Source organism: Brevundimonas sp., from assembly GCF_016463485.1.
GTDB lineage: Bacteria > Pseudomonadota > Alphaproteobacteria > Caulobacterales > Caulobacteraceae > Brevundimonas.
Genome location: NZ_JAEMRD010000006.1, coordinates 1 through 26659, shown reverse-complemented (window position 1 = coordinate 26659; position 26659 = coordinate 1). Strand labels below are relative to the sequence as shown.

Annotated in this window: 25 protein-coding genes and 1 pseudogene; 7 read left to right on the top strand and 19 right to left on the bottom strand. The window is 65.4% G+C overall.

Annotated elements, in window-relative coordinates:
- Window positions 1–6 precede the first annotated feature (6 nt).
- Window positions 7–1596: a tannase/feruloyl esterase family alpha/beta hydrolase gene (locus JHC99_RS02230; RefSeq protein WP_292151836.1), complete on the top strand. Its 1590-nt coding sequence runs from the start codon at window positions 7–9 to the stop codon at window positions 1594–1596.
- Window positions 1597–1694: 98 nt separating this feature from the next.
- On the opposite strand, the gene JHC99_RS02225 is transcribed toward JHC99_RS02230, so the two are convergent.
- The 15 genes from JHC99_RS02225 to JHC99_RS02155 form a co-directional block, all read right to left on the bottom strand.
- Entirely contained in the window at window positions 1695–2318 is a 624-nt protein-coding gene (locus JHC99_RS02225; RefSeq protein ID WP_292151866.1) for an LPD7 domain-containing protein, read from the bottom strand.
- Window positions 2319–2332: 14 nt separating this feature from the next.
- Window positions 2333–4207 (bottom strand): type IV secretory system conjugative DNA transfer family protein, encoded by a 1875-nt coding sequence (locus JHC99_RS02220; RefSeq protein ID WP_292151835.1) that lies wholly within the window; start codon window positions 4205–4207, stop codon window positions 2333–2335.
- On the bottom strand, window positions 4173–5180 hold the full coding sequence (virB11, locus tag JHC99_RS02215; protein ID WP_292151834.1) for a P-type DNA transfer ATPase VirB11: 1008 nt from the start codon (window positions 5178–5180) through the stop codon (window positions 4173–4175). Before virB11 ends, JHC99_RS02220 begins: the two co-directional genes overlap by 35 nt.
- Entirely contained in the window at window positions 5177–6034 is an 858-nt protein-coding gene (virB10, locus tag JHC99_RS02210) for a type IV secretion system protein VirB10 (RefSeq protein WP_292151865.1), read from the bottom strand. Before virB10 ends, virB11 begins: the two co-directional genes overlap by 4 nt.
- Window positions 6035–6342: 308 nt before the next feature.
- Window positions 6343–7173, bottom strand: coding sequence for a TrbG/VirB9 family P-type conjugative transfer protein (locus tag JHC99_RS02205; RefSeq protein WP_292151833.1), 831 nt, complete (start codon window positions 7171–7173; stop codon window positions 6343–6345).
- The gene (locus JHC99_RS02200) at window positions 7170–7853 is read right to left on the bottom strand and encodes a virB8 family protein (RefSeq protein WP_292151832.1); all 684 of its coding nucleotides are present in this window, start codon (window positions 7851–7853) and stop codon (window positions 7170–7172) included. The genes JHC99_RS02205 and JHC99_RS02200 overlap by 4 nt, the downstream gene beginning before the upstream one ends.
- Window positions 7854–8085: 232 nt before the next feature.
- Entirely contained in the window at window positions 8086–9009 is a 924-nt protein-coding gene (locus JHC99_RS02195; protein WP_292151831.1) for a type IV secretion system protein, read from the bottom strand.
- Window positions 9010–9226: 217 nt separating this feature from the next.
- Entirely contained in the window at window positions 9227–9943 is a 717-nt protein-coding gene (locus JHC99_RS02190; RefSeq protein ID WP_292151830.1) for a type IV secretion system protein, read from the bottom strand.
- Window positions 9940–12312 (bottom strand): VirB4 family type IV secretion/conjugal transfer ATPase, encoded by a 2373-nt coding sequence (locus JHC99_RS02185; RefSeq protein WP_292151829.1) that lies wholly within the window; start codon window positions 12310–12312, stop codon window positions 9940–9942. The genes JHC99_RS02190 and JHC99_RS02185 overlap by 4 nt, the downstream gene beginning before the upstream one ends.
- Complete coding sequence (locus JHC99_RS02180) at window positions 12305–12625, bottom strand: type IV secretion system protein VirB3 (RefSeq protein WP_292151828.1); 321 nt, start codon at window positions 12623–12625, stop codon at window positions 12305–12307. The genes JHC99_RS02185 and JHC99_RS02180 overlap by 8 nt, the downstream gene beginning before the upstream one ends.
- Before the next feature lie 7 nt (window positions 12626–12632).
- On the bottom strand, window positions 12633–12812 hold the full coding sequence (locus JHC99_RS02175) for a hypothetical protein (RefSeq protein ID WP_292151827.1): 180 nt from the start codon (window positions 12810–12812) through the stop codon (window positions 12633–12635).
- Window positions 12812–13111, bottom strand: coding sequence for a TrbC/VirB2 family protein (locus tag JHC99_RS02170; protein WP_292151826.1), 300 nt, complete (start codon window positions 13109–13111; stop codon window positions 12812–12814). Before JHC99_RS02170 ends, JHC99_RS02175 begins: the two co-directional genes overlap by 1 nt.
- On the bottom strand, window positions 13108–13758 hold the full coding sequence (locus JHC99_RS02165) for a lytic transglycosylase domain-containing protein (RefSeq protein ID WP_292151825.1): 651 nt from the start codon (window positions 13756–13758) through the stop codon (window positions 13108–13110). Before JHC99_RS02165 ends, JHC99_RS02170 begins: the two co-directional genes overlap by 4 nt.
- A 77-nt stretch (window positions 13759–13835) precedes the next feature.
- Entirely contained in the window at window positions 13836–14105 is a 270-nt protein-coding gene (locus JHC99_RS02160; RefSeq protein ID WP_292151824.1) for a helix-turn-helix transcriptional regulator, read from the bottom strand.
- 84 nt (window positions 14106–14189) lie between these two features.
- A complete protein-coding gene (locus JHC99_RS02155; RefSeq protein WP_292151823.1) occupies window positions 14190–14672 on the bottom strand; it encodes a helix-turn-helix transcriptional regulator in 483 nt (160 codons plus the stop codon).
- A 208-nt stretch (window positions 14673–14880) separates the two neighbouring features.
- Here JHC99_RS02155 and JHC99_RS02150 point away from each other — a divergent pair, with 208 nt between their 5' ends.
- The 4 genes and pseudogenes from JHC99_RS02150 to JHC99_RS02135 all read left to right on the top strand — a co-directional run.
- Window positions 14881–15534, top strand: a complete 654-nt coding sequence (locus JHC99_RS02150; RefSeq protein WP_292151822.1) for a GntR family transcriptional regulator — start codon at window positions 14881–14883, stop codon at window positions 15532–15534.
- Between the two features lie 88 nt (window positions 15535–15622).
- Window positions 15623–15865 (top strand): hypothetical protein, encoded by a 243-nt coding sequence (locus JHC99_RS02145; RefSeq protein ID WP_292151821.1) that lies wholly within the window; start codon window positions 15623–15625, stop codon window positions 15863–15865.
- Window positions 15866–16146: 281 nt separating this feature from the next.
- Window positions 16147–16779, top strand: a complete 633-nt coding sequence (locus JHC99_RS02140) for a lasso peptide biosynthesis B2 protein (RefSeq protein ID WP_292151820.1) — start codon at window positions 16147–16149, stop codon at window positions 16777–16779.
- Window positions 16776–18395 (top strand): annotated as a pseudogene (locus tag JHC99_RS02135) (asparagine synthase-related protein); the annotation flags it as partial. The gene JHC99_RS02140 and the pseudogene JHC99_RS02135, both read left to right, overlap by 4 nt.
- 9 nt (window positions 18396–18404) lie before the next feature.
- Here the strand turns inward: JHC99_RS02135 and JHC99_RS18715 are convergent.
- The 4 genes from JHC99_RS18715 to JHC99_RS02115 all read right to left on the bottom strand — a co-directional run bounded on the left by JHC99_RS18715 (window position 18405) and on the right by JHC99_RS02115 (window position 25411).
- Window positions 18405–20897, bottom strand: coding sequence for a prolyl oligopeptidase family serine peptidase (locus JHC99_RS18715; RefSeq protein ID WP_366927700.1), 2493 nt, complete (start codon window positions 20895–20897; stop codon window positions 18405–18407).
- On the bottom strand, window positions 20897–23851 hold the full coding sequence (locus JHC99_RS02125; protein ID WP_292151818.1) for a TonB-dependent receptor: 2955 nt from the start codon (window positions 23849–23851) through the stop codon (window positions 20897–20899). The genes JHC99_RS18715 and JHC99_RS02125 overlap by 1 nt, the downstream gene beginning before the upstream one ends.
- A 71-nt stretch (window positions 23852–23922) precedes the next feature.
- Window positions 23923–24918 carry a FecR domain-containing protein gene (locus JHC99_RS02120; RefSeq protein ID WP_292151817.1) on the bottom strand — a complete coding sequence of 332 codons (996 nt, stop codon included), beginning with the start codon at window positions 24916–24918 and terminating at the stop codon, window positions 23923–23925.
- A 10-nt stretch (window positions 24919–24928) separates the two neighbouring features.
- Window positions 24929–25411, bottom strand: coding sequence for an RNA polymerase sigma factor (locus JHC99_RS02115; RefSeq protein ID WP_292151864.1), 483 nt, complete (start codon window positions 25409–25411; stop codon window positions 24929–24931).
- A gap of 519 nt (window positions 25412–25930) precedes the next feature.
- Here JHC99_RS02115 and JHC99_RS02110 point away from each other — a divergent pair.
- A complete protein-coding gene (locus tag JHC99_RS02110) occupies window positions 25931–26170 on the top strand; it encodes a helix-turn-helix transcriptional regulator (RefSeq protein ID WP_366927699.1) in 240 nt (79 codons plus the stop codon).
- 69 nt (window positions 26171–26239) lie between these two features.
- Entirely contained in the window at window positions 26240–26647 is a 408-nt protein-coding gene (locus JHC99_RS02105; protein ID WP_292151816.1) for a nuclear transport factor 2 family protein, read from the top strand.
- Window positions 26648–26659: the final 12 nt, after the last annotated feature.

The following is a 26659-nucleotide window of genomic DNA, read 5'->3' as shown; positions in this document are numbered from 1 at the left end:
GTGCAAATGAGCAGCACCCTCGGCCTTCCATTCGCGGTCGCGGCTGTCAGCTCGCTTCTCGCCACCTCCGCCCACGCGGCGGGAGTAGCAGGAAGCGACCCGGTCGCGCACCTTTCCACTACGGCGACGGCAGCCTGCGACGCCCTGTCGGGCCGTGAGATCGGCGGATCGACCCTCGTGACAACTTTGGTGGCCGCAACCGAGGCGGCTCCGACCTACTGCAAGGTCAGCGGTACGATTGCGCCGAAACTGAATTTTGAAATCCGGCTGCCCCAGAGCTGGAACGGCAAGCTCTATTACGGCGGTGGCGGTGGCTACAACGGGGTCATGCCGGAACTGGTCGTCGCGCCTCTCGTGCAGGGCTACGCCCAGGTGGTCAGCGACTCCGGTCACCAGGACCCGACCGGAATGTCAGCCGCCTTCGTAGACGGCGACCCGCACGCTGCCCGTCTGTTCGGCAGCGAGGCGGTCCCGACGGTCATGACGACCACCCTTCAGATCATCTCCACCGCCTACGGCGCGCCCCCGTCCCGATCCTATTTCGAAGGCTGCTCTACCGGAGGCCGCGAGGCCCTGATGGCGGTCCAACGCAACCCGGACCTCTTCGACGGCGTGATTGCCCGGGCACCCGCCTTCAACTGGGTCGGCTTTATGGGCGCGTTCCATACGACGGCCCGGGCGGCCGCCGAACCGGGCGCCGCCTTCGGCCCGGCCAAGGCGGCTCTGCTGGCGCGGCATGTGCGCAACGCCTGCGATGGTCTCGACGGTCTCGTGGACGGTGTGGTTTCCAATCGCGCCGCCTGCACGCCCGAGGTCATCGGTCTTGCGGCCTTGCGCTGCGCCGATGGCGGGGACGCTGGAGACATCTGCTTGTCAGACCCGCAGCTCGCCGTGGTGAGATCATGGACGGCCGATGTCGTCTTCCACGGCGCCAGAGGGGTTTACGCCAGCAGGGGATATCCGCTTTCTGGCAACGAGGACGATCCGGCCGGTTTCGGGCTTTGGGTCACCGGAAACGGCGACGTACGCCAGAGCGGCTACTTCGTCATGCAGGACAGCACGGTCCAGTATTATCTGGCGAAGGATTTGACCGCCGACTCGCTCGCCTACGCGCCTTGGGACCGTAACCCCGAAGCGCTGGACGAAATGGCTGCGCTCAACGACGCGACTGACCCGGACATCCGCGCCTTCATTGACGGTGGCGGAAAGCTGATCGTGTGGCAGGGCGGATCGGACGCCGCAGTGAGTGTCAACTCAACGATCAGCTACATGACGACGATGGAGGCCGCTGTTGGTACAGCCCGCGCCGAAGCTGGAACGCGGTTCTACGTCGCGCCGGGCGTAAACCACTGTGGTGGCGGCGCGGGCCCTGACCAGACTGATCTACTGCTGGCCCTCGACCAGTGGGTCATGGACGTAGCCACGCCGGAGACCTTGGTCGCTCAGAAGATCGAAATAGCCAACAAGCCGGGCAGGTCCATGCCACTCTGCCGTTACCCTCGTTACCCACGATTTGCAGGGCGCGCCGAAGACCTTGATGCAGCTAAGCTCGCCTCCAGTTTCAACTGCGATAGGTCGATTTCAGCCGAGCCATAGAAACGTGGGCTGGGCTCGGAAGCGGACATCACCAAGCGCGGCTATGAGTCAAAATCAGCCAATCCAAAGCCTAACTTGAGCGAGGGCTCAGGTACGCTCTAATCTCGACCCCGATTACCTCGTTCCGGTTGGCTGCGGCTCTCTCGTGGATGGTGCGACAGGCCTGGGATCACTTCCATGGCGCGGTCGTAGACCCGCTCGATCAGACGGGCCTGGGCTGCCGGATCGGTCACCAGGCGGCGAACTACGACAGCGGCGTCTTTCAGGCGCTGCTCCGGTGACGGTTTCGATGGAGCAGCGGGCTGGTCGGGTCGGTCAGGCGAGAAACGCTCTCCCGCGGACTGCCTGTCACGGTCCCGCGGCTGATAGCCTTTGACGTCCATGCCGATGGTTTTGGCCTGTATCCAGGCTTCTCTGCGGAAGGCCTCATCTCCGGAAACCCGGACTTGGGTCCAGCCCCTGTGCTGCGCAATCCTGAGCATGTCGGCGACAGTATCGGGGTAGGCCTGGCTCGTGACCAGCCGTTTGCCTTCATCGCGGAACATTGGGTCTGTAGCACGATGGTCCCGATAGAAGCGTTCGGGCCGTCCCTGGCGGTCGCGTTCGATCAGATACCGATCCAGCAGGGACGCCGGAACTTCCCCCTTGGTCGTGGAGCGTGAGGCGGTTCTGGCTTGGGGGGACGGCGAGACAGTGTTCTGAGGGGCGGGGTCTGTCGACATCGACCTGGGCGCTTTCATCTGTCTGCTCCGAAATCCCGCTCAGAGGCCGCCACCGCATCGACCATACGATCGAGCCACTCCGCGACCGCGTCTTCTGACGCGCCGATCTCGGGTGGAGGGCAGCCTTGGGCGGAAAAGCTTTGGACGATGGCGTCGTAATCCATGTCAGAAATCTCCCTGGAGAGTGGCGACGCGTCGGGGTTCGGAGCGGCGTCGATGGCGAGGTCGGCCACGGTGGCCGCTACAACGGCGGGCTGCACGGGCGCTGGCTGTTGCCGCCGGCTGAAGCGCCTATCGCGGTAGAAGACGATCTTCGAGGCGCGCACCGGCGCGACGCCCGCCTTGAGCACGATGAGTGTGCGGGTCGGCATCTGCATCAGCTCCTGCGGAAGCATCAGGGCGCGGCGTTGATCCGACGCCGTCGTGCTACGGCGGCCGGAGCCGAGACCCATCGGCCGGCTGCGGCTCTTGGAGACGACCGTCGAATATCCAAGCCGTTCACTGAGCTCCTGAGCGATCTTCAGTTCCTTGGGAGCGAAGACGACTTCGATCCCGCAGTTGGTCATGATCTCGTCAGCAACCTCGGGGCCGTACAGGCCGCGAAGTTGCGAAGGGCTCTGGATGACGGGAAGGAGCCGAAAGCCATAGCCGGCGAGATAGGAGAAGGCATGCGCCAGAACGGGCGCGCGGCCGAGACGGGCGAACTCGTCCAGGAGAACGAGCACCGGCTTGTCTTCAGGACCGACGAGCCTTCGGCTGTTGAGATCGACCAACTGCTGAAACAGGAGACTGTAGAGCGGGGCGACCCTGACCATATTGTCGGGGGAGGCGCCGAGATAGAGCGAGATGCGCCCCTGACGCAGGTCCCTGAGATCGAAATCACTGGCCGTCGTGGCGGCGTCGACGGTGGGGTTGAGCCACAGCCCCATCCGGCTGGTGATGGTCTGCCGGATCGAGGCGAAGGTGTTTTCGCTGGAGCCACAAAAATCCTCCAGCGCGGACCTGCAGCCGGCCGACAGGGGGGCGTCGGTTTGGCCTCTGATCTTGATAATCTCCGGAAAGCGGCTTCGCGCATCGCCCCGCGTCAGCTGGCGGAAGATCTCACCGATGGAGAAGGCGAGGGCCGGTGTTTCGGCGACATAGGCGCCGACCCCGATGAAGCCGGTGCGAGCGGCTTCCGACCAGAATGGGTCCGCGTGATCGTGTCCCGGAAAGAGCATGACGCTCATCCGCTGCAGCTCATCGAGGACGGCGATGGTTTGCGACCGGTCAATGTGGCCGAGGGGATTGAACCGCGTCGTTCGGCCGTCGAGCGCCAAGGGATCGAAGAGCAACACCTGCTGTCCGGCTGCGGCCCTGAACCCCGCCGTCGCCTCGTAATTTTCGCGCTTGATGTCCAGCACGACGACCGAGCCGGGCCAGGTCAGCAGGTTGGGAATGACGACGCCCACGCCCTTGCCGGTGCGCGTCGGGGCATAGAGCATCACATGGTCGGAGCCGCCAGAGATCAGAAAGTCGCCGCCGGTCTGTCCGAGAAGGATCCCTTCGCGCGCCCGCAGGCCGGCCGCCTTCTGATCCGAACGCGACGCCCATCGCGCTGCGCCGTGCAAGGCGCGCCTCTGATTGAGCGCGACGGCTGTGGCGATAAGGATGATCGCAAGGCCGCTGATCAGGATGCCGATGCGGAGCCAGCGCTGAAGGTCCGGGTCATGGCGATAGTACCAGAGCCAGGCCGGGACCCGGACCAAGTCGATGTCGGGGGAGAGGCGGTTTACCCCGGCCAGCGCGATCAGGACCGTGCCGATCGCGCCCAGGGCCAGGAGACAGGAGATCCCGGTCCCAATCAGGGCGGCCTTAGCGGCCGGGCCGGCGTTTTCGAGCCGGGTCATGCCAGACCTCCGTCAATCGAAAGCGGCCGTCGACCTTCTTCATCTGCACAACCACGTCGATGAGCAGGTGCAACAGGGCCCGGATGTCGTCGCGCGGCAGATCGCGCCCCCCTTCGGATTCTCGGACCAGCAAGGTCAGCTGTTCGAAGGCGAGGGCGGCGGAATCGGCGTGGACCGTCGTGATCGAGCCGGGATGGCCCGAGTTGACGTTGCGAAGATAGAAGAAGGCCGTTCCGTCGCGGAGTTCCTGCAGAAGGATCCGATCCGGCCGCATCCGCAAGGCGCTCTCGAGCAGGCTCTTGGCGGTCACCTGCGCCAGACCCTGGCCTTCCTTGGAATACGTCAGGTGGACGACGTTGCGGTGGGGCACGACGAACTCGCGGGTATCCTCGATCGTCAGCAGACGCTCGTGTTCGGGAATGATCTTGACGAGTCCCTTGGCGAATGTGGTCTTGCCGGAACCCGTCGCGCCCGAGATCAGGATGTTGCGCCGGGAGACGACCGCCAGACGGAAGAAGGCGGGCCAGTCGCCGGCGGCCTTCAAGGCAGTGAGTTCGGCATCGATGGGATCGGCGGCGGCCGCGTCATCCGTCAGGACGCCGTCGAACAGACCCGTGGCCGCGAAGTCTTCCAAGCCGATATGACGGCGGGATGGTTTTCGGATGGTCAGCGAGACGGTTCCGGGCGGTGCGGCGGGGGGCAGGACGATCTGGCACCGCTCGTCGCCGGGCAGGGCGGTCGAGCAGATCGGGTGTGCGTCGCTGACATCCTGTTTGGTGAAGGCGGCCGCAGCGACAGCGAGCGTTCTCAGCCAGGCTTCGGTGAGGATCGGTTCCTCGTGCCATCGCCACTGACCTCCCTGCTCGATCCCGACCTCTCCCGGCCGGTTGACGACGAGTTCCGTAACATCGTCCGGCGCGAGCAAGGCCTTCAGCGGTGCGAGGTAGTGGTCGAGGACGGCGGTGTCGTTCATCGCCGCGCGCTCAGCCGATAGACGCCGGAGAAGTTGAGGTCCTGAGCCACGAAGATGGAGACTTCCGAACCCTGCGCCTTGCGGAGCGTCGCAGGGATGCCGACGGAACTCTGAAGGGCGACGCCGGCGGCGTCGGAGGGAACCCGCGCGGTGCTTCGGGCCGCATCGTCCTGGCCGACTGCGGCATAGAGACCGTCGTCGACCAGAGACAGGAGCAGCGCTCCGCCGAACCGGTCCCAGAAATGGCTGTCTATCCGGCCATCGAACCCGGCACGGCCCAGAGCATCCGAGGCCGGGGAGGCGAGGGCGATTGTGACGCCCTCCGGCGTGACGGCCCGGGTCCACAGGATGAACAGTCGTGTCCGCCCTTGCTGCAGACCGCCCTGATACTCGCCGAGCACGCGGGTGCCCCGTTCCATCAGGATGACCGTCCCGCTTTCGGAATAGATGTCACGCGGAAGAATGCAGCTGACGTAGCCCGGTGTCGCGCTGTCCATCGCTGTCTGAAGTACGCAGGGCAGGCTGGCTCCGGCGGTCAGAAGCAGGTTCCGATCGGCCAGGACCCCGGCGCGGGCCTCGCCGATCGCTGAGGATTGCCGAAGGGCATCGAGAGGGCGGACCTGCCCCCCGGAAGGCGCGGGCGGGGCCTGCGTTAGGCTCGTCGGAGACGCCGACGCCGGAGCACCGGGGCTTCCCCCGGGGCGGCTGTAGGCGAGAACCGGCGCGCGCTGCGCATTCTCCGCCAGGGCGCGCCGGCGGTCGGCTGGTGAGGGGCCTGCCGATGTCGGAGTGGTTGAGCCTTCGAGTGCGGGTAGTTGCTCTTCATCTGCGGATAGCGTCGGTGCTCCGGGCATCTGCGCCGGATCGGTCAGGAGCGGCGGCGCGGTTTCGCGCCGGGCAGGCTCGAAGGGCACGACCTGTCGGGCGGGCTCGCTTGCGGCTGCGGTCCCGTCCGGGTCTCGATCGCCACGATCCCAGGTCGCGAAGAGAAACGCGCCGCAGCCGAGGCCAAGGGCCGCGAGCGTGACGAGTTTGGAATTGCGTGAGCCGAACCGTCCGGCAATCGGCGAGATGCCGCGATCCGCAGCGGGAGCTGTGGGCCGGGGGACCTCTCTCGTCGCCGCATCGGGTTCAGGGGCGTCGGGTTGAGGCTCTTGCGGGATCATGGGTGTGCTCCGTCCGACAGACTGCGTTCGACATGTGGCGACGACGTCCCGGACCCGGTGGAAACGCCACGCGGATCGAAGGCTTCGTTAAAGATGCACAGAACGGCGCGTCCCCTACGCAGCCGAAGGCCCGGGCTCACGGCGTGGATGACGACGAACTCACCCCTGACGTCAAAGGGCACGAGGCTCTCCTCGCCCTCTGCCGAGACAGAGAAGATCGCCGGGATGGGCTGGGACGCGGGAAACCTGAGGACGGTGAAGCGGCCGTTGTCGCTGACCTCGCTGGGCTGGAGCTCTGTCGCGCCCTGGACGCTGTAGGCGAGATTACGAGGCCCCTCGACAGCGCCCTGTTCGAGCGCCAGATCGACGAGACGGCTCTCGATCGCCTCGGCGGCGATTTGAAGTGAGGCGACCGCTGCCGCCTGCACGTCCGCCGGATAGCGAAAACGCATCTGGTAGGCGATCGCAGACCGGTCACCGGGATCGCGGGCCGCCAGTTCAAAAGCGTAATGACGCGACAGGCCGCGGCGGTCCGTGACCACCAGCAGGTTGGTCGCCTGCAGCCGTTCGCGTGGCTTCAGAAACAGAACCGAGCCTTCGGCGGCGATTTCCCAGCTGACGCTATCGCCCACCGCGACGTGGCGAATGACCTCGTCGGCGCCGAAGACGATCTGGGTCGCGGTGCGGTAGGCGCCGGAAAGCCGATAGACCGCACCCGGCGCGTAATCGACTTCGATCATGCGCGGGTCGGGTCCGGACTGGGCGAACACGGGGTGAGCGAGCGCCAGGGCGAGCGCCGCGCCGGCTGCGAGCAGAAATGTTTTCATCGGACGACCTCCGGATCGGCGCGATAGGAGGTGACCTGAAAGCCCAGCGGATTGCGCAGGCGATCCGGCTCCGACATCGGCGCGCGGGTGTAGGTAAAGGCGATCGTGGCGATCCAGTCGCTCTCGGTGACCTGCTGGGCCATCCGAACGGTGCGGTGGAATCTGACGTTGGCGACGCCTTCATTGATGAAGCCGATCGCCCGGATCGAGACGACCGCTTCCGCGTCGGAACCGTAGAGGTTCTGCGGGCTCTGGGGATTGGAGCCCCGATACGCCTCCGCCCAACGCCTCTGCTCGGAGCCGTTCGACAGGATCGACACGAGGGCGAAGCTCTCTTCGGCCGCAGGATCCAGATAGCCTTCCCGGGCGCGGACGTATTGGCCGAGGAAGTATTTGCTGACCGCCTCATCGTAGGTCGCGGGCCCTTCTGTAGAAGACAGTCCCCGAACCACATCCACCGCCCCCGTCGAGCGGTCCACCCGCACGACAAAGGGTTCTGTTGTCTTAAGGGGCGTCAGGAGAATGACCGCGACGACAGAGGCCGCCGCGAGGCCGGAGGCTACGCCGGCTACGGTCCAGGCGAGGCGTCTGGATCGGATCGCTGTGGCGAGCCTGTCCTGATCCCAGCGGCGTGCCTCGGTGAAATAGGTCTTGAGGTCGGAGTATGGGACGCCGGTCATGCGCAGCCTCCCGCGCCGTCGGCCTCAACTTCGGCTGCGCCGCCGGGCGGGGTGGAGATCGGGGGCTGCGCCTGCTGCGGCGCAACCAGGACCGATCCGTAGGGGTTGGCGGGACGGCGATGCCGGCCATCGCAGACGGGTGGTTCTTCAGATCGCAGACTGGCGCATGCCGACAGACCTTGAAGGATGGCAGCCGTCAGCAAGGCAGTTCTGAAACTTCGATGGGCGGGCATCAGCGAGCTCCTGTGGGGCGAATGGATCCGCCGCCCTTGGGAGGCTGGCGGCTGGCTTCGAGTGGACCACGCGCGGCGCCGGAGGGGCTCGACCCCAGCGAGGCGGCATTGGCGAAGTCCGCCAGGCCGGCGCTGGCCCCGCCGGCGATGCCGGCGGCGATCGCCGGTGTCTGGAGAAAGAAAATCGCGCCGAGCAAGCAGAGCGCAATGAAGATGAGCCCGCCAACCATCGGATCCCCGCCCTCGATGGCGCCCCACTGATCGCGGACCAGCGAAAGGACGAGCTGGAAGATCGTGATGATCAGGGCGAACAGGACGAGGTAGTTCACCGCCTGCGACAGCCATCCGAAGAAGAACCGACGGGTCGCGTCGAACAGGGCGCAGGCGATGAAGATGGGCCCCAGGGTGACGAGAAGGGCGAGCGCGAGCTTGGCGACGAGCACGACCCCGAAGCCGAGGGCGCAAGCCAGGGCGCCGACGAGGAAGACGACCGCCGATACGATGAACGGAGCCAGATCGAAGGCGGTCCCCTCGCGCCCGATCTTCTCCCCGAGATAGCCCGCATAGGCGAGGAACTGGTCGAAGGCCGCGCCCACGTTCGGGGTCTCAGAGCCGCTCACGGCGCGCGCGAGGAAGTTGGGCAGATCACGGAACAGGGGTTCGGTGACGAAGTCTGAATAGGCGGGGGTGGTCGCCAGGACGTAGATGAAGAGGAGCTTGATCGCCCGGATCGCGAAATCCATGATCGGTTCGCTGATGGCGCCCCTGAAGATCGCGAAGCCGTAGAGGACGACATAGAGAACGAGTGCGACCCGCAGCGGTCCCTCGACCTCCGCGATCACCGAGCCGAGCCGATCACCGAGGAAGGCGTTCAGTCGTTCGTCGAGGAAATTGTAGGCCGGCTCGAAGACCCTGAACGACATCCCGCCCTCCCTCAGAACGCTTCGCGGTAGGCGGACATCCGATCCTCGCGCCGGACCTCGGCGAGGGATCGGCGCGCGGCATCGCAGTCAGGTCGCTGTGCGCCCCGGTCGCAAGCGGCGACGACGGACCGGAGTCGCTCGTGCTCCGGGCGGCGGTCCGTCTGTTCGGGCGCGTCGCAGCCGCCGGCCAGAAGGCAAAGGCTGATCAGAAGCCGGTTCACTGGAAGGCCTGGCGATAGGCGTCCATGCGGGTCGAGCGACTGGCCTCAGCGCGCTCCCGGGCGCGCTGCTCTTCCAGCCGGGCTTCAGCCGCCTGCGTCAGGGCAAGCCCCTGAAGGCGCACCTGCTCGTTCTGGATGATCGCCTGCTCCGCTGTAAGCCGGGCTTCCAGGTCCATGACTGCGCGTGCGTTCGGCGCGGTGTCGAGCGCGCGTCGCAGCGTCTCCAGACCCTCGAGCCGGTCGGCCGCCGCCCGGTCGATGGTCTCTCCGATCGCGAGGTCACGGGCCGCCAGCGCGCCGGATCTCTCCAGCGCCGCCGAAGACGCCGTCTCTTCGTCAGCTGTATAAAGCCGGGTGTCGCGCCGGATGGCGTCTGCGCGCTCGGCCAGATCGCCGAGCGCGGAAAGATCGCCGCTGGCTGCGGATCTCAGCGTCGCCATGTCCGGGAGCGGATTGCGGATTTCCGGCAATCCCAGACGCTCTGCAATCGCGTTGACGTTCGACAGCTCGTTGAGGCTCTCGAAGAGTTCGGCGCCCTGCTGGACCTGGGTCTTCATGGCGTCCAGCTGGTCGATCGCCGTGCGGGCGTCCTTGACCATCTGGGCGAAGGCGGTCGGGTCGTAGACCACCTGTTGCGCGTGGGCCGGCGCCCCCACGGCAGTGGCCAGTATGGCGCTCAGTGCGGCGCTCAGGGCGAAGAATGTCGCTCTCATGTCAGTCTCCTCTGGTTTTGGAATGGGCCCCGCCAGTCGGCGTAGTCGTCGCCGAACTCCGTCCTGAGCCGGTCCAGCAAGGCGACGGTTTCAGTGCGTCCGGACAGGACGGCGAGCTCGTCATCCAAGCCCTTGAGATCGAGCTCGACCACCACGCTGTCGTGGCCCTGTTTGACGAGAAACCGCCGGGACTCGGGCGTCAGTTCGTCACGGATCAGCCGGAACTCCTCCTGGCTCAGGCCGAAGCCGTCGACGTAGTCGCGTGCCTGGGCGTGTGCATTGGGCAGGAAGATCTTGGTCGCGCATTGCTCGAGGATGGTGTGGGCGATCGGGGAGCGCAGGGCGTCCGCAGGCGACTGGGTGCCGAACACCATCAAGGCGTTCTGCTTGCGCCAGGTCTTCAACCCGTCCTGCGCCAGATCGGTAAAGGCGGGATCGCCGAGGACCTTCCAGAACTCGTCGATGTCGAGGACCAGCCTGCGGCCGTCCACGCGTTGTGCGATCCGGTGGAAGAGGTAGAGCATCATCGGGTTGCGAACCTCGGGATGATCCAGGACGTCGGTCATGTCGAAGCCGGCGAAACGGGCGTCCAGAGACAGGGCGTCATCCTCCCCATCGAGCGCCCAGCCGAGGGGGCCGCTTCGCGTCCACCGTTCCAGCCTCGCCCCCACGCCCGCGCCGTCGGATTGACCGAGCAGACTACGCAGCGCGGTCAGGGAGCGGCGATCACGCGGCAAGGCTTCCAGCGCCGCCACGGCCTCATCGATCGCTCGGGTCTCAGGGACCGACAGGGTTTCGTCAGGACGCATCACCAGGGCGCGCACCAGCCGGCTCAGGAAGGCGCGATTGGCGGCGGAGGGCTCCAGAGCCTTAAAGGGGGCAAAGCCGGTCGGTTCGCCGTTCCGAAGGGCGAGGTAGGTCCCTCCGCAGGCGCGCACGAAGATCTCGGCGCCGCGGTCCTTGTCGATGAACAGCTGCTGGGCGTCGAACCGCTCGAGCTGCGCCAGCATGAAGTTCTGGACGACGGTCTTGCCGGATCCCGAAGGGCCGCAGATGAAGGTGTGGCCGAGGTCGGCGACATGGAAGTTGAAATAGAAGGGTGAGCCCGCCGAAGTTCGCAGGGTCGCAACGGAAGGGCCCCAGTGATTTCCGTGAGGCTGGCCGACCGGGAAGGCATGGAAGGGCGCCAGCGCGGCGAAGTTTCGCGAGGTAATCGCCGCCGGTCGGGTGCGTCGCGAAAATCCGCCCGGAAACTGCGACCAGAACGCCGCCTCGAGACCGAGATCTTCACGGGCGACGACGAGGCCGGAATCGGCCAGATGCGCGCGCGTCTTGGACAGGTGATCTGCCAGCTGCGACGGGTCGTCGCCATAAACGAGAACCGAGGCCTGGTGTTCGCCGAGAACGAACCGGTTGCTGACGAGGTCGTCCAGGGCTTGGGAGAGCCCGTCGATCTGTGACGCCGCGCGATCCCGCGCCGACACCATCTGGTTCTGCTTTCGCTCCATGACCGCGCGCGCGGCCGCCTTCGACAGGAAGGCGAAGGACTGGGTAACGACAAACCCGAAGGGCGCGCTCAGCAAGGCGTTCCATAACCCGGGGCGGGTGGTCGCGGGGTATTCCTTGATCGCGAGAATGCCCGCGAAACGGGCGCCGTCCACGTCCCGGATCTCCAGCGTCTCCCTGCCGAAGATCGCGCGCACGGTGTACGCTGCGGATCCCAGATGGCCGTGAACGATCGGAACCCGGCCCGGCTGGCCCGTGAGGATCAGCCGGACAAGCTCCATGGGTTCGGAGCACCAGACTCCGCGGTGCTCGTAAAGGGCAAGGCGTCGAGGTTGATAGCGGCCGAGATACTGTTCGAGATCACGTCCCGCATCCGTCAGACGTTTGATCGCCTCGAGCGAGACCTCCTCATCGGTCCGCCTCGCCGACCTCAGCCGTCGCATCAGCGCCGCCGCGCGATCGCCGGGATCTCGGCCCGGGTGGAGGATCAGGGTGACGTAGAGCTCGTTGACGAACATCCGACGGCCGCTGAGACGGGCCTCATAGGCTGCGGTCAGCGTCGTTGCGAACGCGGACCGGAAACCCGATGCCGTGGCCGGAATAACCTCGCGTCGGACGATATGATGCCAGACGGCGAGCCGATCATCGGCCAGATTCCTCCAGGCCTGATTCAGCTTCACATGCCAGTCGTTGAGGTCGCGCAGATCGGCGGTTTCGAACGCGGCGCCCTGGATCTGGAACGCCATCATCAACGCGCCGCTGTCGAGGACGACGAGGTCATCGCTGGCATGGCGGGCGTAGGGAAGGCCGGACCTTGCGTCCGGCTCCTTGCGCAGGCGCGACGTTGCGTGAGTCTCAGCCACGGGCGACCTCCCCGAGCGTGTATCGGCGAATGACCGGCAGCGGGGTGGGTGAGCTGCCGCCCCAGAGGGCGCCGTTGCGCGCACGGCCCTTGGTGTCGACAAACACCAGCAGCAGGCGAAATGCGTTGTGATCGACCTTGCAGACGGCGCGGAAGACGAGGTGCAGGACCGGCGCGATGAGCAGGTAGAGAAGGCTTCCGCCGACGAGGAAGGCCAGACCCGAGATCATAACATTGACCCCCATGGCCTCCATCGGCACCCCCATGATCATCGCGGGGCGTGTGCAGGCGAGGAACAGCGGGTCCTCGATCAAGCGTTCCTCAGACATGGTCGGTGCCGCTCAGGGCGAGAGCCAGCCTGGCCAGACCCAGGCTGACCAATCCGGCGGCGAGCGCCTGGGCGAACCGGGTCGGCGAAATCAGCCGGCGGCCGAGCATCAACGCCAATGCCGCAACGCCCGTGGCGCCAGCGATCATAACCAGGTGGTCGGACCGGCTCATCAGGCGCCGCCAGTGATGAGGCCGACGATCTCCGCCGCGCCGAAAACCACCACGATGCCGAGAATGACGATGGCCGCGCGACGCAGGTCGAACAGGCCGAACATCCAGAGGATCCCGACCACCACAACGGCGAGGATCGCCAGCAGGCGAGCCGTATTGCCGGTCAGCATGTCCACGACATTCTGCAGGAGGCCCTCGACGTTCGCTGAGGCGAACGCCGGTTGAACGCTCATGAAGGTCGCAGCCACGGCTATGGCGACGGTTGCGCCGCGGCGGCGGTGATCAACGGACAGGGTCATGGGACAACGCTCCTGGTCTGGTTCTGGGCAGCGGGGGGAAAGGCGGTGGCGGGGCTCACGGCCGCTCGGGCGAACACGTCCCAGGCGGGCGGCGCGGCTTGCGGCGAGCGTCCGGCGGCCAGCATCACAGGTTCCACCGGACCTTCCGGCCCTGACCCGACGGCGACCGTCGGGTCAGAGAGACCGAGACGAACACCCGACGCTTCGACGCGAGCGACATAGCCGTTGCGGAAGCCGCGCTCCGGGTGGCCCGTATTGTACCGGGACAGGGCGACGCGAAGCGCATGTTGACGGTCGTCGACGCGGTCTGAAGCCGGCCGGAACCCCGCCCGCAGAACGGTCGCCGCGGCGGCCAGATTGCGACACGGGTCGAACGTGTCTTCAACCGTCAAGCCTAGCCAAGCGAGATTGGCGCTGTTGATCTGCGCGAGCCCGAGATCGATGCTGGCCCCGGAATCGATCAGGTGCCGCGCGGTGTTGATCGCCTCGTCGCGCGTGCGGGGCTGGCGCACCGCACTCCTGCCGTTGACCCCGATCGCGAGCGGGTCGAACCGGCTTTCGGCATGGGCGATGGCGGCCATCGTCCGGGGTGACACGCCGGGCGCGCATTGGGTCGAGAGCGCGAGGACAAGAGCAAGATCGAGCAAGGCAAGGCTCCATTCGGGAGCCTTCAGAAAAGCGGATCAGAGGTCGGCATTCGATCCGCTAGGGCGCCACCGGAGGACTACGGTGTGAAGGACCGGGGCTCCGGCGCGCGGCGATCATCGCGAGCCAGTCGGGCGACGGCCTGCACCCGGGTTCTGACGCCGAGGAGCCGGCATCCGAGCAGGATGTGGTCGTCCACCGTTCGAGCCGAGAGGTTCAGACGTTGGCCGATCTCGCGTGAAGACAGACCTTTTGCGGCCAGGCGGAGGCAATCGGACTGCCGTGTGGACAGCCGGTCGGCGAGTCCGACATGGTCCTGGTCAGCACGGGGGGGAGGGGACTGGGACATGGACTCAAGCCAGACCCGGATCTGAGTTTGCGGCAAGTCCGCAAGTTTTCGGTCGAAGATTTACGGTGTGAGTCAGTCCTGCCCTCAGGTTTCGTCGTCCGCCGACGGCTTGACCAGTCGCCCGATCCGCTCTTCCAGCCACTCCTTCGCCGCGTCGTCGCGTCGCACGGCCTGCATCCCGAGGTCCTTCAGCGTCCTGGTGAACGCGTTGATGATCGATCGCGTGTCGAGCTCCATGATGGCGTCGCCGACCTCCTCGTCAAACTCCTGGGTGACGACCCGCATCGCCAGCATCGCCTTGTTGTCTGCGCATCTGACCGCGAACTCAGGAGACCCGAGCGCCATGCAGTCGATGATCGCGTAGGGATCGCTGTCCGTGGCCTCGGCGAACCGGTGGATTCGCTCTAGGTTGACCTTTCCTTTTCCGGCCTCGAAATGCTCGTAGGACCGCTTGGCCATGCCCATGGCGTCGGCGACTTCAGCCGGCTTCATTCGCCTGTGCAGGCGGATCAATCTCAGGGCCGCGCCCAGGATTTCGTTTTGAGAGCGGGGACGATCGCTTTCCATCAGCTCGGCTGCCTCGGGTTGTGGAGGTCAACGCGATTCCCTACGCCGTACTCCCGGTGGTTGAAAAATGGGGCAGTTGAGCATCAAATGGAAGACGGGAAGCTCACGGTGTCCCGAGTCTTGCGTAAAGTGCGCAAAGAACATGCGGTTCTTGTATGAAAACTGACCTTTGCCTTAGGGTTACTCGCTCAGATAGCGACTTGCGCGGATGCCGCGCTCCGGTCCGGCAGCCGGTTGCGCGGCGCGCCTGCTGGGTCGTTCTGTGATGCGCGAAAGGGATCACTTCGCTGTCGCCAGAAAGGCCCTGTCCGGCTATGCGGCCGCCGGGCGGTTCGGTTGGGGCCATCCGTTGGTCGCCACCAGCCTCGCCGCGGAGCTCGGCCTTAGCCCGACGCCGGTCCGCGAAGCGCTGGCCCATCTCGCCGGTGAAGGGATTGTCGAGCATCGGCCCGGTCGGGGCTATTTCGCGCCTAGCCCAACGGCGGCTGATATCGTTGGACTTTACGAGCTGCACGAGCAGTTTCTCCGATGGTCCTCACGCCCTGTCGTCATTGTGGAGTGGCCGGCCGGAGACGATCCGACTGACGAAATCCTCCAGATTGAGGCGGTGTTCGATCACCTCGCGGGGCAGGGGAAGAACAGCGCAGTCGTCGAGGCCTATCGCCGTGTCTCTGCTCGGCTGAGACCGATCCGCCGCATTGAAGCGCTGCTACAAAATACGGGATTGGACATTGTGCTCGAAATTGAACGCATCAGCACAAAGGGCCGGCCTGATGAGCTCGGCGAGGCGCTCTTGGCCTATCACGAAAGCAGATATGCGGCATCTCAATCGCTTGAAGCTGTGATGCGTCAGTCGGCATGAAGTATATTTCAAATATAGTTTGAAAATACGGTGCGCCTGTTTCCTTCTGTCAGTACCGGCCATTCCGGTCGGAAGAAGGAGGTAAGCCATGCTGAAGAAAACGATGTCGAGCCTGATCGCACTGGGCTCTGCGCGGCGTGAAACCCGCGCGGACTCCGGTGGGACCCACATGGAGCTCATCGGCGGCCAGTTCTACACCAAGGCCGGCGTGGGCGCCGAGGTCACCCGCCTGGGGTCGGCCCGGGACGAGACGCGGGCGGTCGAGGACGGCAAGCGGGCCGAGCTCGTTCCCGAGCTCCGCTACACCAACGCGGAAGTCCGCCTCAGCTGAGCGGTCGGCGGAGCCTACGGCACCGCCGTGGGCTCCGTTCGCCGACGGAGATCACCATGAAGTTCATCGTGTCAAACCTTGTCGTCTGCGGCTCCGTCCGACGGACAACGCGCGCGTGCGATTGCGGCAGTCGGGTCGAGCTGATCCCGCCCAGCTTCTACAGCTTGCCGACCGGCTTGAGGGAAACTTTCAAGTGAGCAGGCATCGACGCGCCTGAACTCTCTTCGACCGCAGGCGGCACAGCCAAAGGCTGCGCATATAATTCACCCAGGGGATTTGAAATGGGGTCGTTCCTCAAGAGCGGCGTGCATGCGGTGGTGGTGGGCGAGGACCTTGCCCTGATCGATCTCGATGCAGACGCGTATTTGTGCCTTCCAGGCGGTGCAGTCGGTGTTCGCACCGAGAATGGCGCCGTCCTGCAACTAAGCGGTCCGACGGAGGCTGCCATCGTTGAAGCAGGTCTGACCGCGGATCGCGGCCGCGCCCCGGCGAGGATCCCGCCGCCCTTGCCCGTGAAGACCATCATCCACGATACGCCGACGAGAGTTTCGTTCGGTCAGATCGTGAAGGGCTGTGGGGCTGTGTGGGATGTCCGTCGCGCGCTACGCAGTACGGGACTGCATCCGATCCTTGCTGTCGCTCCAGCCCGAGATAATGCGGCAATCGCCGGGAAGGTCGCAGACGCGGCCCGAGCTTTCTGGCGGATCGCGCCTTGGCTCCCGCAAGAAGGCGAATGCCTCGTGCGGTCGGCTTTGCTTATGAGCTATCTGCGGCGAAGTGGTCTGTCGGCCGACTGGGTCTTCGGTATCCGTCTCTGGCCGTTCTCGGCGCATTGCTGGGTTCAGATCGACGATGTCTGTCTCAACGACGATGTCGAGCGGCTCGCGGCCTACACGCCGATCTATTGCCGATGACCGTCACCACACCCGACCTTCGGGGCTATGTCGTCATCGACGAGCACGGAGCGGAAGCACCGTCCGGATATCTGGCCGACGCGGTCCGGAGGCTGCTCGCCGCAGGTTGGCGCAAGGCATTGGAGGTCGAGGGACTGAGCGTCTACCTCGGTCCTGACTCTCCGCTAAAGGCTACCCAGGTGCACCGCCGACACATTCTGATCGGCGACTGGCAGGCGGACGGCACGTTCTTGTCGACCCTTGTCGCGCTTCACCGCTCAGCCGGTGCACTGGCGCGAGCAGTCGTGTCCCATGGTTGGGGCCGCTACGTCTTTATCTGGCGGGATGATGACGGCGATCTGAGGCTGTTGCGTGATCCCAGCGGCGCGCTCGATTGCATCTGTTGGCGCTCCGGGTCCGCCGCTCTGGCGTCCAGCCAACCGCCCGAGGCGCTGAACGGCATCCTGCCGGACGATCTCGCCATCGACTGGACGGTTCTCGGCGAGATCGTCGGCGCCGTGAATCTGGCCTCGGATAGATTGGCCCTGACCGGGCTCAGCGCTGTGATGCCGGGAAGTCTGGCGCGGGTGGGCACAGCGGTGACACAGGAGGCCGTCTGGACGCCGACGCTGTATGCAGCGGATGCCCGCGACTGGGACGACAGACCCGAGGCTTTGGTCGAGGTCGTCGATCGCGCTGTGTCGGTGCTGGTGGCTGACCACGACCGGATCGTCACCGAAATTTCGGGCGGTCTGGACTCGGCGATCGTTGCCGCCAGCCTCATTGGGAACGGCGGAGGCGCGAAGTCGCGGTACATCAACTATTACGATGACCAGCCCGAGGGTGACGAACGGCCTTTTGCGCGCGCAGCCGCGGCTCGGCTCGGCGTCGATCTTGAGGAGATCCACAAGCCGATCGCACCTGTGAGCCGTCGCCAGTTCGATCCGCTCGGCCAGGGTGTCCGCCCTGCGCTCCACGGCATCGACATGGTCTATGACGCCGACATGGCCGGTCGGGCGCGAGAAAGGCGGGCAACCGGTCTGTTGACGGGACAGGGCGGAGACGCCGTCTTCTTCCAGTCGCCGGACCCCTTGGTGGTGGCGGACCGGGTCCGACGGGAAGGGCTAAAGGGGCTGGACCCTATCTACGTGGCGTCGGTGGCGCGCTGGACACGACACTCGGTCTGGACAATCGCAAGACACAGTCTGTTTCCCAAGCCTCGCCCGCCGTCGACAACCAGACGACACCAATGGCTCGCTGGAGCGGAGACGCTGCCGCCGGCCAAGGCGCGCCAGGTTTTGCAGCTCGCCAACTGCCAGACATACTGGAGCGACTGCCTTCGCGCCCGCTCGGCGACCCTGCTTCATCCGCTTCTGACCCAGCCGGTGATGGAACATTGCCTCTCCATTCCCACCGATCGCCTTACTCTGGGGGCGAGGGATCGCGGGCTGGCGCGGTCGGCTTTCAAGGAGCGTCTGCCGCCGGTCATCGCCGAGCGACGGGACAAGGGCGACCTCAGTCGCTTCTACGCCATGGTCGTGCGGCAGAGCGTGGATGTCGTCAAGACGCTGCTCGTGGGCGGTCGGTTGGCGGCGAACGGCCTGATCGACACCCGGGGGTTTGATCAGGATCTCGCGGACTCGCGGCTAATTTGGGATCCCGCGACCAACCGCTTCCTGATCCTCTGCGCCCTCGAGGTCTGGGCCCTGACCTGGGAGGTTCGCATCGAGCGGGTGCGGCGGGCCAAGGTAGCGGTCGAGCCAGCCGAGAATCCGTAGATGCAGGTCTCTGATATTGGCGGGACTGACAAACTCGTGGCTTTCGCCGAGATAGGTCACCAGTTCCGCCTCCCGATTCAAGCGGTAGAGAGCGCCGAAGATCGAGTCGAAACGGGACCCGTCGAAGTCGCTCTGGATGAGCAGGGTCGGTGTATGGATCCTGTCGACCGCATAAAGCGGGCTCCGCTCGACGTAACGGCGTGGTTCCATGCCCAATGGGACGCCGAGGCCACCCTGACCGCCTTCTAGCCAGCCGCTTTGGATGGAGACGCCGGCTTCTCCGCTCAAGCTGGAGTATAGCCTGGGCTCGTACGCTTCGCTGAGATCGCCGTAGCCGTTCGAAGCGACGATGGCTTTGAAAGCTCCGGTCTGCGTCGCCGCCAGCAGGACGCCATAGCCGCCGAAGCTGTGTCCAATGAGGGCCGCGCGCTCGGCGTCACACCGGGAGTCGGCGCAGGCCGCCCGGACGATGGCCGCGAGTTCCGGACCGAGGTTCCCCAGATCCGAAGACGAAGAGGCCTGCTCAGGCAAGCTGGGCATGAGCACCGCGTAGCCCGCAGCAGAAAGGATGGCCGCGTTGATGTGCAGCTGCAGCGAGCCAGGCAGCAATCGTGCAGGCGGGGTCTGAAACACCCTGCCAGGGTAGGCGATGACGGCCACTGGAGGAGGACCGGAAGCGGGGCGTGAGGGTAGCAGCAGCCAGCTTCGCAGCGGCCGGCCGTCCGATCCTGTAGTCTCGACTGGGACGACATCGCCCCATGCGCGATGATCAAGCTCCTCATTGACGGTCGCCAGATCGAAGCTTCCGACCGGGGTTCGAAGTCGAACCTGCGTCGCGCCGCCCGGAGAGCGTCCCCGACTCACGATCGCGGTGGCGTCAGGGCTGGCAGCCACGATCGTTTCGTTGGCAGGAAGTGGGCCGAAGCAGTGCGGCGAACCGCTGGACGGTCGTACGCAACCTTCCGGATCGAGCAAGACGGTTTGACCAAAACGTTCCGCTGTCGGGTTTTGAGCGCCACGCGCACCGAGGTCAGCGGATGTCCCGGCATCGATGAGGCGGCCCCGGAGACCGCCAAACTTGCTATGGTTCTGGAAGGGAACCAAGCCGCTGCTGCGGTTGAGGAATGCTGCGCCGTCGAAGCGGACGAGAGCTTCTCCATCCTCGACCTGGGCCACCGTCTGGCGATGTCCCCCGCGATCCATCGACATCCAAGCTTTCGACCCATTGCCCAAGCGGACCTGGATGACGGGCCGATCGGCGTTCCAGCTGGCTCTGGCGATGGGAATGGTTTGGCTGTCTCCATCGATCCACGGCTCAGCGTCGCCCAGATCGATGGCGGTAGCGGAGCCCGACCGATTCAGCAGCCAGAATCGCCCAGCCTCGAAACGCCCGCCAAGCGGGCGTGCGAAGGTGATCAAGCGGTCGGAGTGCGGCGACCAGGACAGCAGGTGCGAAGTGAAATCCTGGTCGGGCAGGGGTTCGACGGTCGTGCCCGTTTCCAGATCGGCCAGGACTACGCGGCGTACCCGTTTTGGCGTGCCGGTGAACATTACCGTATCGAGACCATACTGGATGTCGGGACCGTCCAGCAACGCGGCGGCCGAGCGGCCGTCCGGCGAGAGCGCGATGTCAATGATCGCGCCCTCGAGGAGGATGGTCTCGCGGCCGGTCGTCAGATTGACCCTGACGAGCTGGAGCGATGTCCCCTTGTCGCGACTATCGCGCGCCGAGCCGCTGGGCACGGAGATCGACGACGGCGAATGGCCGCTCTCGGCACGTCGCCAGAGGTCGATCTGCTTTTCGACCGATTGGGCATAGACCCCGATGATGTAGGGAAGCGCACCGTTTCGGCGGGCCACGACCAGAAGCTCTTTCTCCGAGCACCACGTCACGGTCTCGCCAAAGCGCGCCAACTCCGGTGAGAGATCGAGCCATAGCACCGAGCCGGTGGAGAGCGTCATGACGCCCATGCTCCATCCAGCCTCTGACAGTCGGTAGACAACCATCTGCGTGCCGCTCGGGGAGAATGGGCCCGAAGCAAATCCCTCCGAGTGGCCGGGATTTGCAAGGGTGTGCCGACGGACGCCGTCTGCCGAAGTGAACACCTCCAGTCGGCGCAACAGGGTCTCGGTCTGGTAGTCGTATTTGTACGTGCTCGCCGTGTTCCACGCAGTCTGTCGCTCAAGCACGACCCAGCGGCTGTCCGGAGAAATACGGATATTGCCGACATCCTCCTGACCGAGCAGGTCATCGAGTGTGAAGGGGCCTGGGGCGTCGGGCGGCGCAGCCGTCTGGCACAGGACCGGGCTTGCGGCGACCAGAACGGTCGCCGCAGCCAAAAGGCCGACAAGATTTTTCATCACCAGCTCCGGGTTAGCTGGATGGAGACAAACCGGCCGAGAACATTGGTGTTGGCTGCGTCATAGGCGACGCCTTCGGGCGCATCGTAGAATGGCGGATCCGTATTCAGAAGGTTCTGCACATTGAGCGTCAGGGTCGTGCCTTCAAGCGGCCCGTGGGTCGGCGCATAGCGGACCTGGACGTCCGCCGTCGTCCAGGATCCGATCGGGCGTCCCGTGACGTCAGGGTAGCCGTCGACATAGTTGAGGGCGGCTGAGGCCCCCCAGTCGAGACGGCTCCAGCTCGCCGATGCACGCCCCCTCAGATCGACGGGGAGGTTGGGGCCGTTAATCCCGGACTGCACAGGAGCGGTGGGCGTCGCCTGGGTATCGAACCGGTCCATATAGGTCAGGTTGGCATCCAGCTCGAAGGCGTGATCGCCGAGGTCGAACGCGTAGCCGAGATTGGCGTCTATTCCCTCGAGCAGGACGCTGGAGGTGTTCACGAAGCGCGCATCGACAATCGCGCCATAGGCTTCGGCCGGGAACAGGTCCGCGAGAGCCGTTGTCGGCAAATCCAGCAGAGCCTGCATGTCTTCGCGGTCCTGCGCATTGTTGATCGGATCGATGATCCGCACGAAGTCCGCCAACGCAGGGTTGGTGAGCGCTGTGGTGATGGCGGTGAAGGCAGGCTGGCCGATCTGGTTGTCGAATTCGATCCGGAACAGATTGAGGCCTAAACGAAGACCCGGGACGGCGTCTGGCCGATAGTCTCCGCCGAGCGTCCAGCTCCTGGCCTGTTCGGGCTCCAGATCGGGATTGCCGCCGTAGAGAATCTCGGTGAGCACTTGCTGAGATCCGCGAGGCAGGAAGCTCGGGCTCTGATCTGCGGTTTCATGAAGTTCGCGAAGCGCAGGCGCGCGAAAGGACTCGCCGTAGTTGGCGCGGAGCACCAGCTCGGAATAGGGCTGCCACAGGATCCCGACCTTTGGACTGGTGGGTTGCCCGGCGTCTGAATACTCCTCGAAGCGTCCCGCAATGGAGAGCTCCAGCCGTTCGAACCCGGCGCGGCGGTTCTCCGCACCGAAGAGGGGAATGCGGAGCTCGGCAAAGGCGGAAGCGACTTCGCGGTCGAAGGCGACGGGTGCGCCGACCGAGGGCGCGACGCCCGACGTAAAGCTCGTGTCCTGTCTCTCGAAGGTTTCGCGACGGAAAGCCGCGCCAACGGCCAATTTGACCTCGCCGGCGGGCAGCGTGAACAGGGAGCCGTCCGCCAGAGCATTGATGGACGAGATCGTTGTCTCACCCACACCGCGTGACCAGCCGGAGCCGATGAACGCCAGAGCAGCGGGCGAACTGTTCGAGCCGTCGGCGAACGGGTTGAAATACCCGTCGCGGGGCGCGCTGTATGGGGTTGCCGGGTTGTCGGCGATGGCGCCCAGCGCCTCGCGGAGGAATGTGGAGTTCAGCTGGTTGCTGCTGTCGTTCTCGCCGTGCTCGCGCGCATAGGCGGCGTAGGTGTCGAGCCGCCAGCTTCCGACCAGGTCGATCTTGGCGCCGACCGAAGCCCCTAGGCTCTCGGCGCGTCCCTTAATTCTCGGATTGCCGAGATCCTGCCCGAAATTATAGGCGATGATATGCGAGCTCGCCCCTGTCGGAGAGACGAAGAACGGATTTGCCGAGGTTACCGTAAAGGTCGTCGGGAAGCCTTGGGAAACCGCTTCGAAATCGCGAAGGCCATAGCGGACATCTGCGTTGACGGAGACCCGGTCGCCAAGGTCCTGGTTGAGGACCAGATAGGCGCTGTGCCGCGTCTGCTCCGGTATGACGTTCAGGCCCTCGCGGTGATTGTAGAGATTGCCTTGGCCGGCCACAAAGTCGGTGGGCCGAAGGCCGACCCCGTTCTGACCTCGTGGGATCGCGTAGGTCGGGACGTAGCCGCCCGCAGCGGCGTCAAACACGACGATATTGCCGGGGTTGCTGAAGATCCGGCGCCGGTCGGAGCCGCCAAACCTGCGCAAGTCCGCATCGCTCGCCCGATCACGCTCGGAGGCCAACAGACGACTGCGATCATTGAACTCGTAGGTGCCCAGGATCGACCCTGAGGTCCAGCGGCGGCCGAAGGTCTGGGCGATCTGGACTTCATCGCTCGCGCCGTCTGAAGTCGCGCCATATCTGACGCGGGTTTCCGCACCCTCGTAGTCATCGCGCAGGATGATGTTGACCACGCCACCCACAGCATCCGCACCATACAAGGCTGACGCGCCGTCGAGTAGGACGTCGATCCGGGCCACGGCGCTGGTTGGAATGGTGGAGACGTCGGCGAAATCGCCCTTGTTTCCTGTGCCTGCCATGCGGCGACCGTTCACCAGCACAAGGGTCGCGTCACTGCCCAGCCCGCGCAGATTGACGCCCGAGGCGTAGAAACTGTTTGTGCCGGTCCTGTCGCCGCCGTTGCTCATTGCGGCGTCATTGCCCGTACCGCCGAAACTCTGGGGCAGGGCGGCCAGCGCCTGCGCCACCGTCCCGTGCCCTTGGCGATCAATGTCGTCGCGCGTCACCGTGATGACCGGGGAAGGCCCGTCGCCCACCCCGCGGATCAGGCTTCCCGTGACGACGATTTCTGCGAGTTGAGTGGCGTCATCCGACGTCTCGGCCCGTGCCCCGGGATCGAAAACCACGAGAGTGTTCGGGCTGGATCGGCGCGCCCTCAGGCCCGTCCCCTGCAGCAGAGCGGTCAGAGCCTGATCGGTGCCCAGAGCGCCGCTGACGCCGGGAGATTGCCGACCGGCGACCAGATCGGTCGAATAGAGGATCTGCTCGCCGCTCTGTGCGGCGAACAGCGGAAGGGCGGCGTTGAGTGGGCCGGCGGGCACCCGAAACTGGATCGACGGGGCTTGGGACTGCGCCACGACAGGCGTGGCCGCCGCGAGAGCGAGCGCCCCAAGCGCAGAAGAACAGAGACCGAAACGCATAAAAATCCCCCGATATGGATATCCGCACAGACGCGGGTCGGGGAAGAGACGAAGGGGCGCGATAAAACCCCTCAGCGCACGGCCACATTTTTCGAGGGCGCGTCACGAATGACGATCTCATCGACCGCTGTCCGAACCGCGACGACTGGGTAGAGTTCTGTGAGGGCGGACACGAACCCGTCGACGTCGCCGGTATTGAACGCACCGCTCACCGCGATATTGGCGATCGCTGGCGCCCGCAGGACGATCTTGGCGCGGCTGTAGCGGTTGACCTCGAAGACTGCCGCCTCGACCGTGTCGCCGGCGAAGATCAGTCGCCCTCCGGTCCAGCTCGTTTCAGACGCTGCGTCCACGGCCTTGACCGCCGGTCGATGCGCGGTCGTGACGATCTGCTCTCCCGGAACAAGCGACCAGCGCGGCGCGCCGTCTGTGCGCGAGCTGACGTCGATCTTGCCCTCAACGAGCGTCACCTGGGCGCCGTCGCCGGAGCGTCGGACATCGAACCGCGTCCCGATGGCGGTGACGTCTGTGCCTCCCGCCGTGACAACGAACGGGCGAGCGCGGTCGCCCTTCACCTCGAAGAAGGCCTGACCCTCGGTCAAAGTGACCATGCGGCGGCTCCCGGTCAGCTTCACGGTGATGCGCGACTCGGTGTCCAGGGTCACCCTTGAGCCGTCGGCCAGAACGATGACCCGCCGCTCGCCCAGTGCGGTCTCATACGCTGGAGTTCGCACCGACCAGAGGACGCCGCCCACGCTGAGCGCTGCAACCGTCGCCACCGCTGCGATCGGAACAAGCATTTTCGACGACCGCGTACGGCTCTTGCGTGACGCATCCGCCCTCGCGCGGGCGCCTTGCGTCAACTCCGCAATGTCCGCATCGCCGCGCAGCGTTCCCGCCGCTTCCCACATCGTCTCGATCCGGGCGTAGGCGTCGGCGTTCTCGGGTTTCCGGCGCCATTGACTGAAGGCGGTGATATCCGCAGCCGCCACCCGCTTCTGGTTGAGGGTGGCGAACCAGGACGCGGCCTCGCGTCGTCTTACGTCCAGATCGGTGTCGGCAGTCATCGTGCGTGCCTTAGACGTCCAGTTGCGCCATGCAGTGCTCGACGGCCTTGGCCATGCGCCGTTCCACCGTCGCCAGGCTGATCCCGTGAGCGAGAGCAATCTCGGAGTATGTCATACCGTCAAACCGGCTCAAGACGAAGACGTCACGGTATAGCGGCGGCATGGTCTGCAGAATCTGTTTGAGATGGATGCGATCCACCGCGGTGACCGCGCTTGGTTGCGGCATCGGCGCTGACTGCTGGAGCGCCCTGTCTCTCAGCATCAGACGCCGACGCTCGTCACGAACCAGGTTGAGGGCGACCCGCAGCAGCAAGGCCTTGGGGTGGCGGATGTCGTCCAGAAGGTAGGGGGTTATGCGCAGATAGGTCTCCTGGACGACATCGGCGGCCTCGTCGGCGTCCACGCGGGCGCGAAGCCGCTTTCCCAGCCATCCCGAGTAGCGACGGTAGAGCCCGTTGAGACTCGCCGCAGCGCCCGTGTCCATCTCCTTCACATCGCTCAAGGCGACCTCCAGCCGGTTCTGGGGCGGAGGGAATCCGGGCGCGCGCCCGAGATTACACGCGCGCGCCGAAGGGCGCGCCGCGCATGACCGCGAACGAACGCCGCGCTTTAAGGGCGCGGTCGTAAAGGTGAGCTTCGCACAGGGGATTCCCGGCCCCTATCGACGCAAGCGCCGACAGTCGAAGCATGAATCAAACGGCGGCGCGGTGCAAGGTGGAGGGGTCGGGCGAGGAATCCTCCGCGAAGAGGCCCGCTACTTCAGGGTGAAGCGCCGCCTCCGCCGATGACGGACCCCCGGCTCTCGCTCCGCCCCTATATGGCGGCGCCCGACCCGCGTTGATCTACGGATAGAGGACGGGGAAGGCAAGCCGTAAGCGGGGTGGCGATCTTCGGCCGAAGCGGGTGGCATCACCGGAAACTGCGCAAGTTTCTTGCGGACTGTCCGCAGGATCCTGGCATTGCGGGGGCGGGGCCTCCGGCGCAGCGTGGGGATCGCAAACCCGGGGAAAACATGACCTCAAGCGCTCAGATTAAGATGACTTCGCAAGCCTCGACGCTGAGCCCTCGCGAGCTCGAGTGCCTCGCTTGGGTCAGCCGTGGCAAAAGCTCCGGCGATATCGGCGATATCCTGGGGCTCTCGCCTCGGACCGTCGACAGCTACCTCGAGAAGGTCTGCGCTAAACTTCGCGTCCGGACCCGTATCGAAGCGGTCGCTTTGGCGGTGCGAACCGGCATCATCGACATAGAGTGAACCTGGCTCACACGTTGGGCGCGATATCGTAGCGAGAATCGGAGCATGGTTGCTAACTGAACGGTGATCATGTCGCAAAACGCTGGAGACATCATCAAAGCTTTCGCGGGGGAGATCGCCGCCCGCGATGTTCGCCGACTGGAATCCTATTTGGCGGATCACGTCGCGGCGAGGTTTGACGTCGCCGGCGAGCTGTCCGGTCGCCCCGCACTCCTGGCCTTCTGGCGCCGGCTCTTCCAAAGCTACGTCCTCTTCGAGCTTCACATCGTCAGGACCATTATCGAGGACAACTTGGTGCTCGCTGAAAGCGTCTATCTGCTTGGCGGCCGCCGTGGCGGCGTTTTGCCCGTCAAGGCGATCTCGGTCTTCGAGGTCGAGGCGGGCGCGATCACTCTGTGGCGCGACCACGCTGATCTGAGCGAGGTGCCGGCGTCCGAAACGGATCGGTGGAGACGGCTAGGCTCCGCGCGTTGGTGAGCTTTTGCGAGA

Coding starts and splice junctions, on each gene's coding strand:
- JHC99_RS02230 (WP_292151836.1), top strand. CDS start 7: ATGAGCAGCACCCTCGGCCTTCCATTCGCGGTCGCGGCTGTCAGCTCG.
- JHC99_RS02225 (WP_292151866.1), bottom strand. CDS start 2,318: ATGTCGACAGACCCCGCCCCTCAGAACACTGTCTCGCCGTCCCCCCAA.
- JHC99_RS02220 (WP_292151835.1), bottom strand. CDS start 4,207: ATGACCCGGCTCGAAAACGCCGGCCCGGCCGCTAAGGCCGCCCTGATT.
- virB11 (WP_292151834.1), bottom strand. CDS start 5,180: ATGAACGACACCGCCGTCCTCGACCACTACCTCGCACCGCTGAAGGCC.
- virB10 (WP_292151865.1), bottom strand. CDS start 6,034: ATGCCCGGAGCACCGACGCTATCCGCAGATGAAGAGCAACTACCCGCA.
- JHC99_RS02205 (WP_292151833.1), bottom strand. CDS start 7,173: ATGAAAACATTTCTGCTCGCAGCCGGCGCGGCGCTCGCCCTGGCGCTC.
- JHC99_RS02200 (WP_292151832.1), bottom strand. CDS start 7,853: ATGACCGGCGTCCCATACTCCGACCTCAAGACCTATTTCACCGAGGCA.
- JHC99_RS02195 (WP_292151831.1), bottom strand. CDS start 9,009: ATGTCGTTCAGGGTCTTCGAGCCGGCCTACAATTTCCTCGACGAACGA.
- JHC99_RS02190 (WP_292151830.1), bottom strand. CDS start 9,943: ATGAGAGCGACATTCTTCGCCCTGAGCGCCGCACTGAGCGCCATACTG.
- JHC99_RS02175 (WP_292151827.1), bottom strand. CDS start 12,812: ATGAGCCGGTCCGACCACCTGGTTATGATCGCTGGCGCCACGGGCGTT.
- JHC99_RS02170 (WP_292151826.1), bottom strand. CDS start 13,111: ATGACCCTGTCCGTTGATCACCGCCGCCGCGGCGCAACCGTCGCCATA.
- JHC99_RS02160 (WP_292151824.1), bottom strand. CDS start 14,105: ATGTCCCAGTCCCCTCCCCCCCGTGCTGACCAGGACCATGTCGGACTC.
- JHC99_RS02155 (WP_292151823.1), bottom strand. CDS start 14,672: ATGGAAAGCGATCGTCCCCGCTCTCAAAACGAAATCCTGGGCGCGGCC.
- JHC99_RS02150 (WP_292151822.1), top strand. CDS start 14,881: ATGCCGCGCTCCGGTCCGGCAGCCGGTTGCGCGGCGCGCCTGCTGGGT.
- JHC99_RS02145 (WP_292151821.1), top strand. CDS start 15,623: ATGCTGAAGAAAACGATGTCGAGCCTGATCGCACTGGGCTCTGCGCGG.
- JHC99_RS02140 (WP_292151820.1), top strand. CDS start 16,147: ATGGGGTCGTTCCTCAAGAGCGGCGTGCATGCGGTGGTGGTGGGCGAG.
- JHC99_RS18715 (WP_366927700.1), bottom strand. CDS start 20,897: ATGAAAAATCTTGTCGGCCTTTTGGCTGCGGCGACCGTTCTGGTCGCC.
- JHC99_RS02125 (WP_292151818.1), bottom strand. CDS start 23,851: ATGCGTTTCGGTCTCTGTTCTTCTGCGCTTGGGGCGCTCGCTCTCGCG.
- JHC99_RS02120 (WP_292151817.1), bottom strand. CDS start 24,918: ATGACTGCCGACACCGATCTGGACGTAAGACGACGCGAGGCCGCGTCC.
- JHC99_RS02110 (WP_366927699.1), top strand. CDS start 25,931: ATGACCTCAAGCGCTCAGATTAAGATGACTTCGCAAGCCTCGACGCTG.
- JHC99_RS02105 (WP_292151816.1), top strand. CDS start 26,240: ATGTCGCAAAACGCTGGAGACATCATCAAAGCTTTCGCGGGGGAGATC.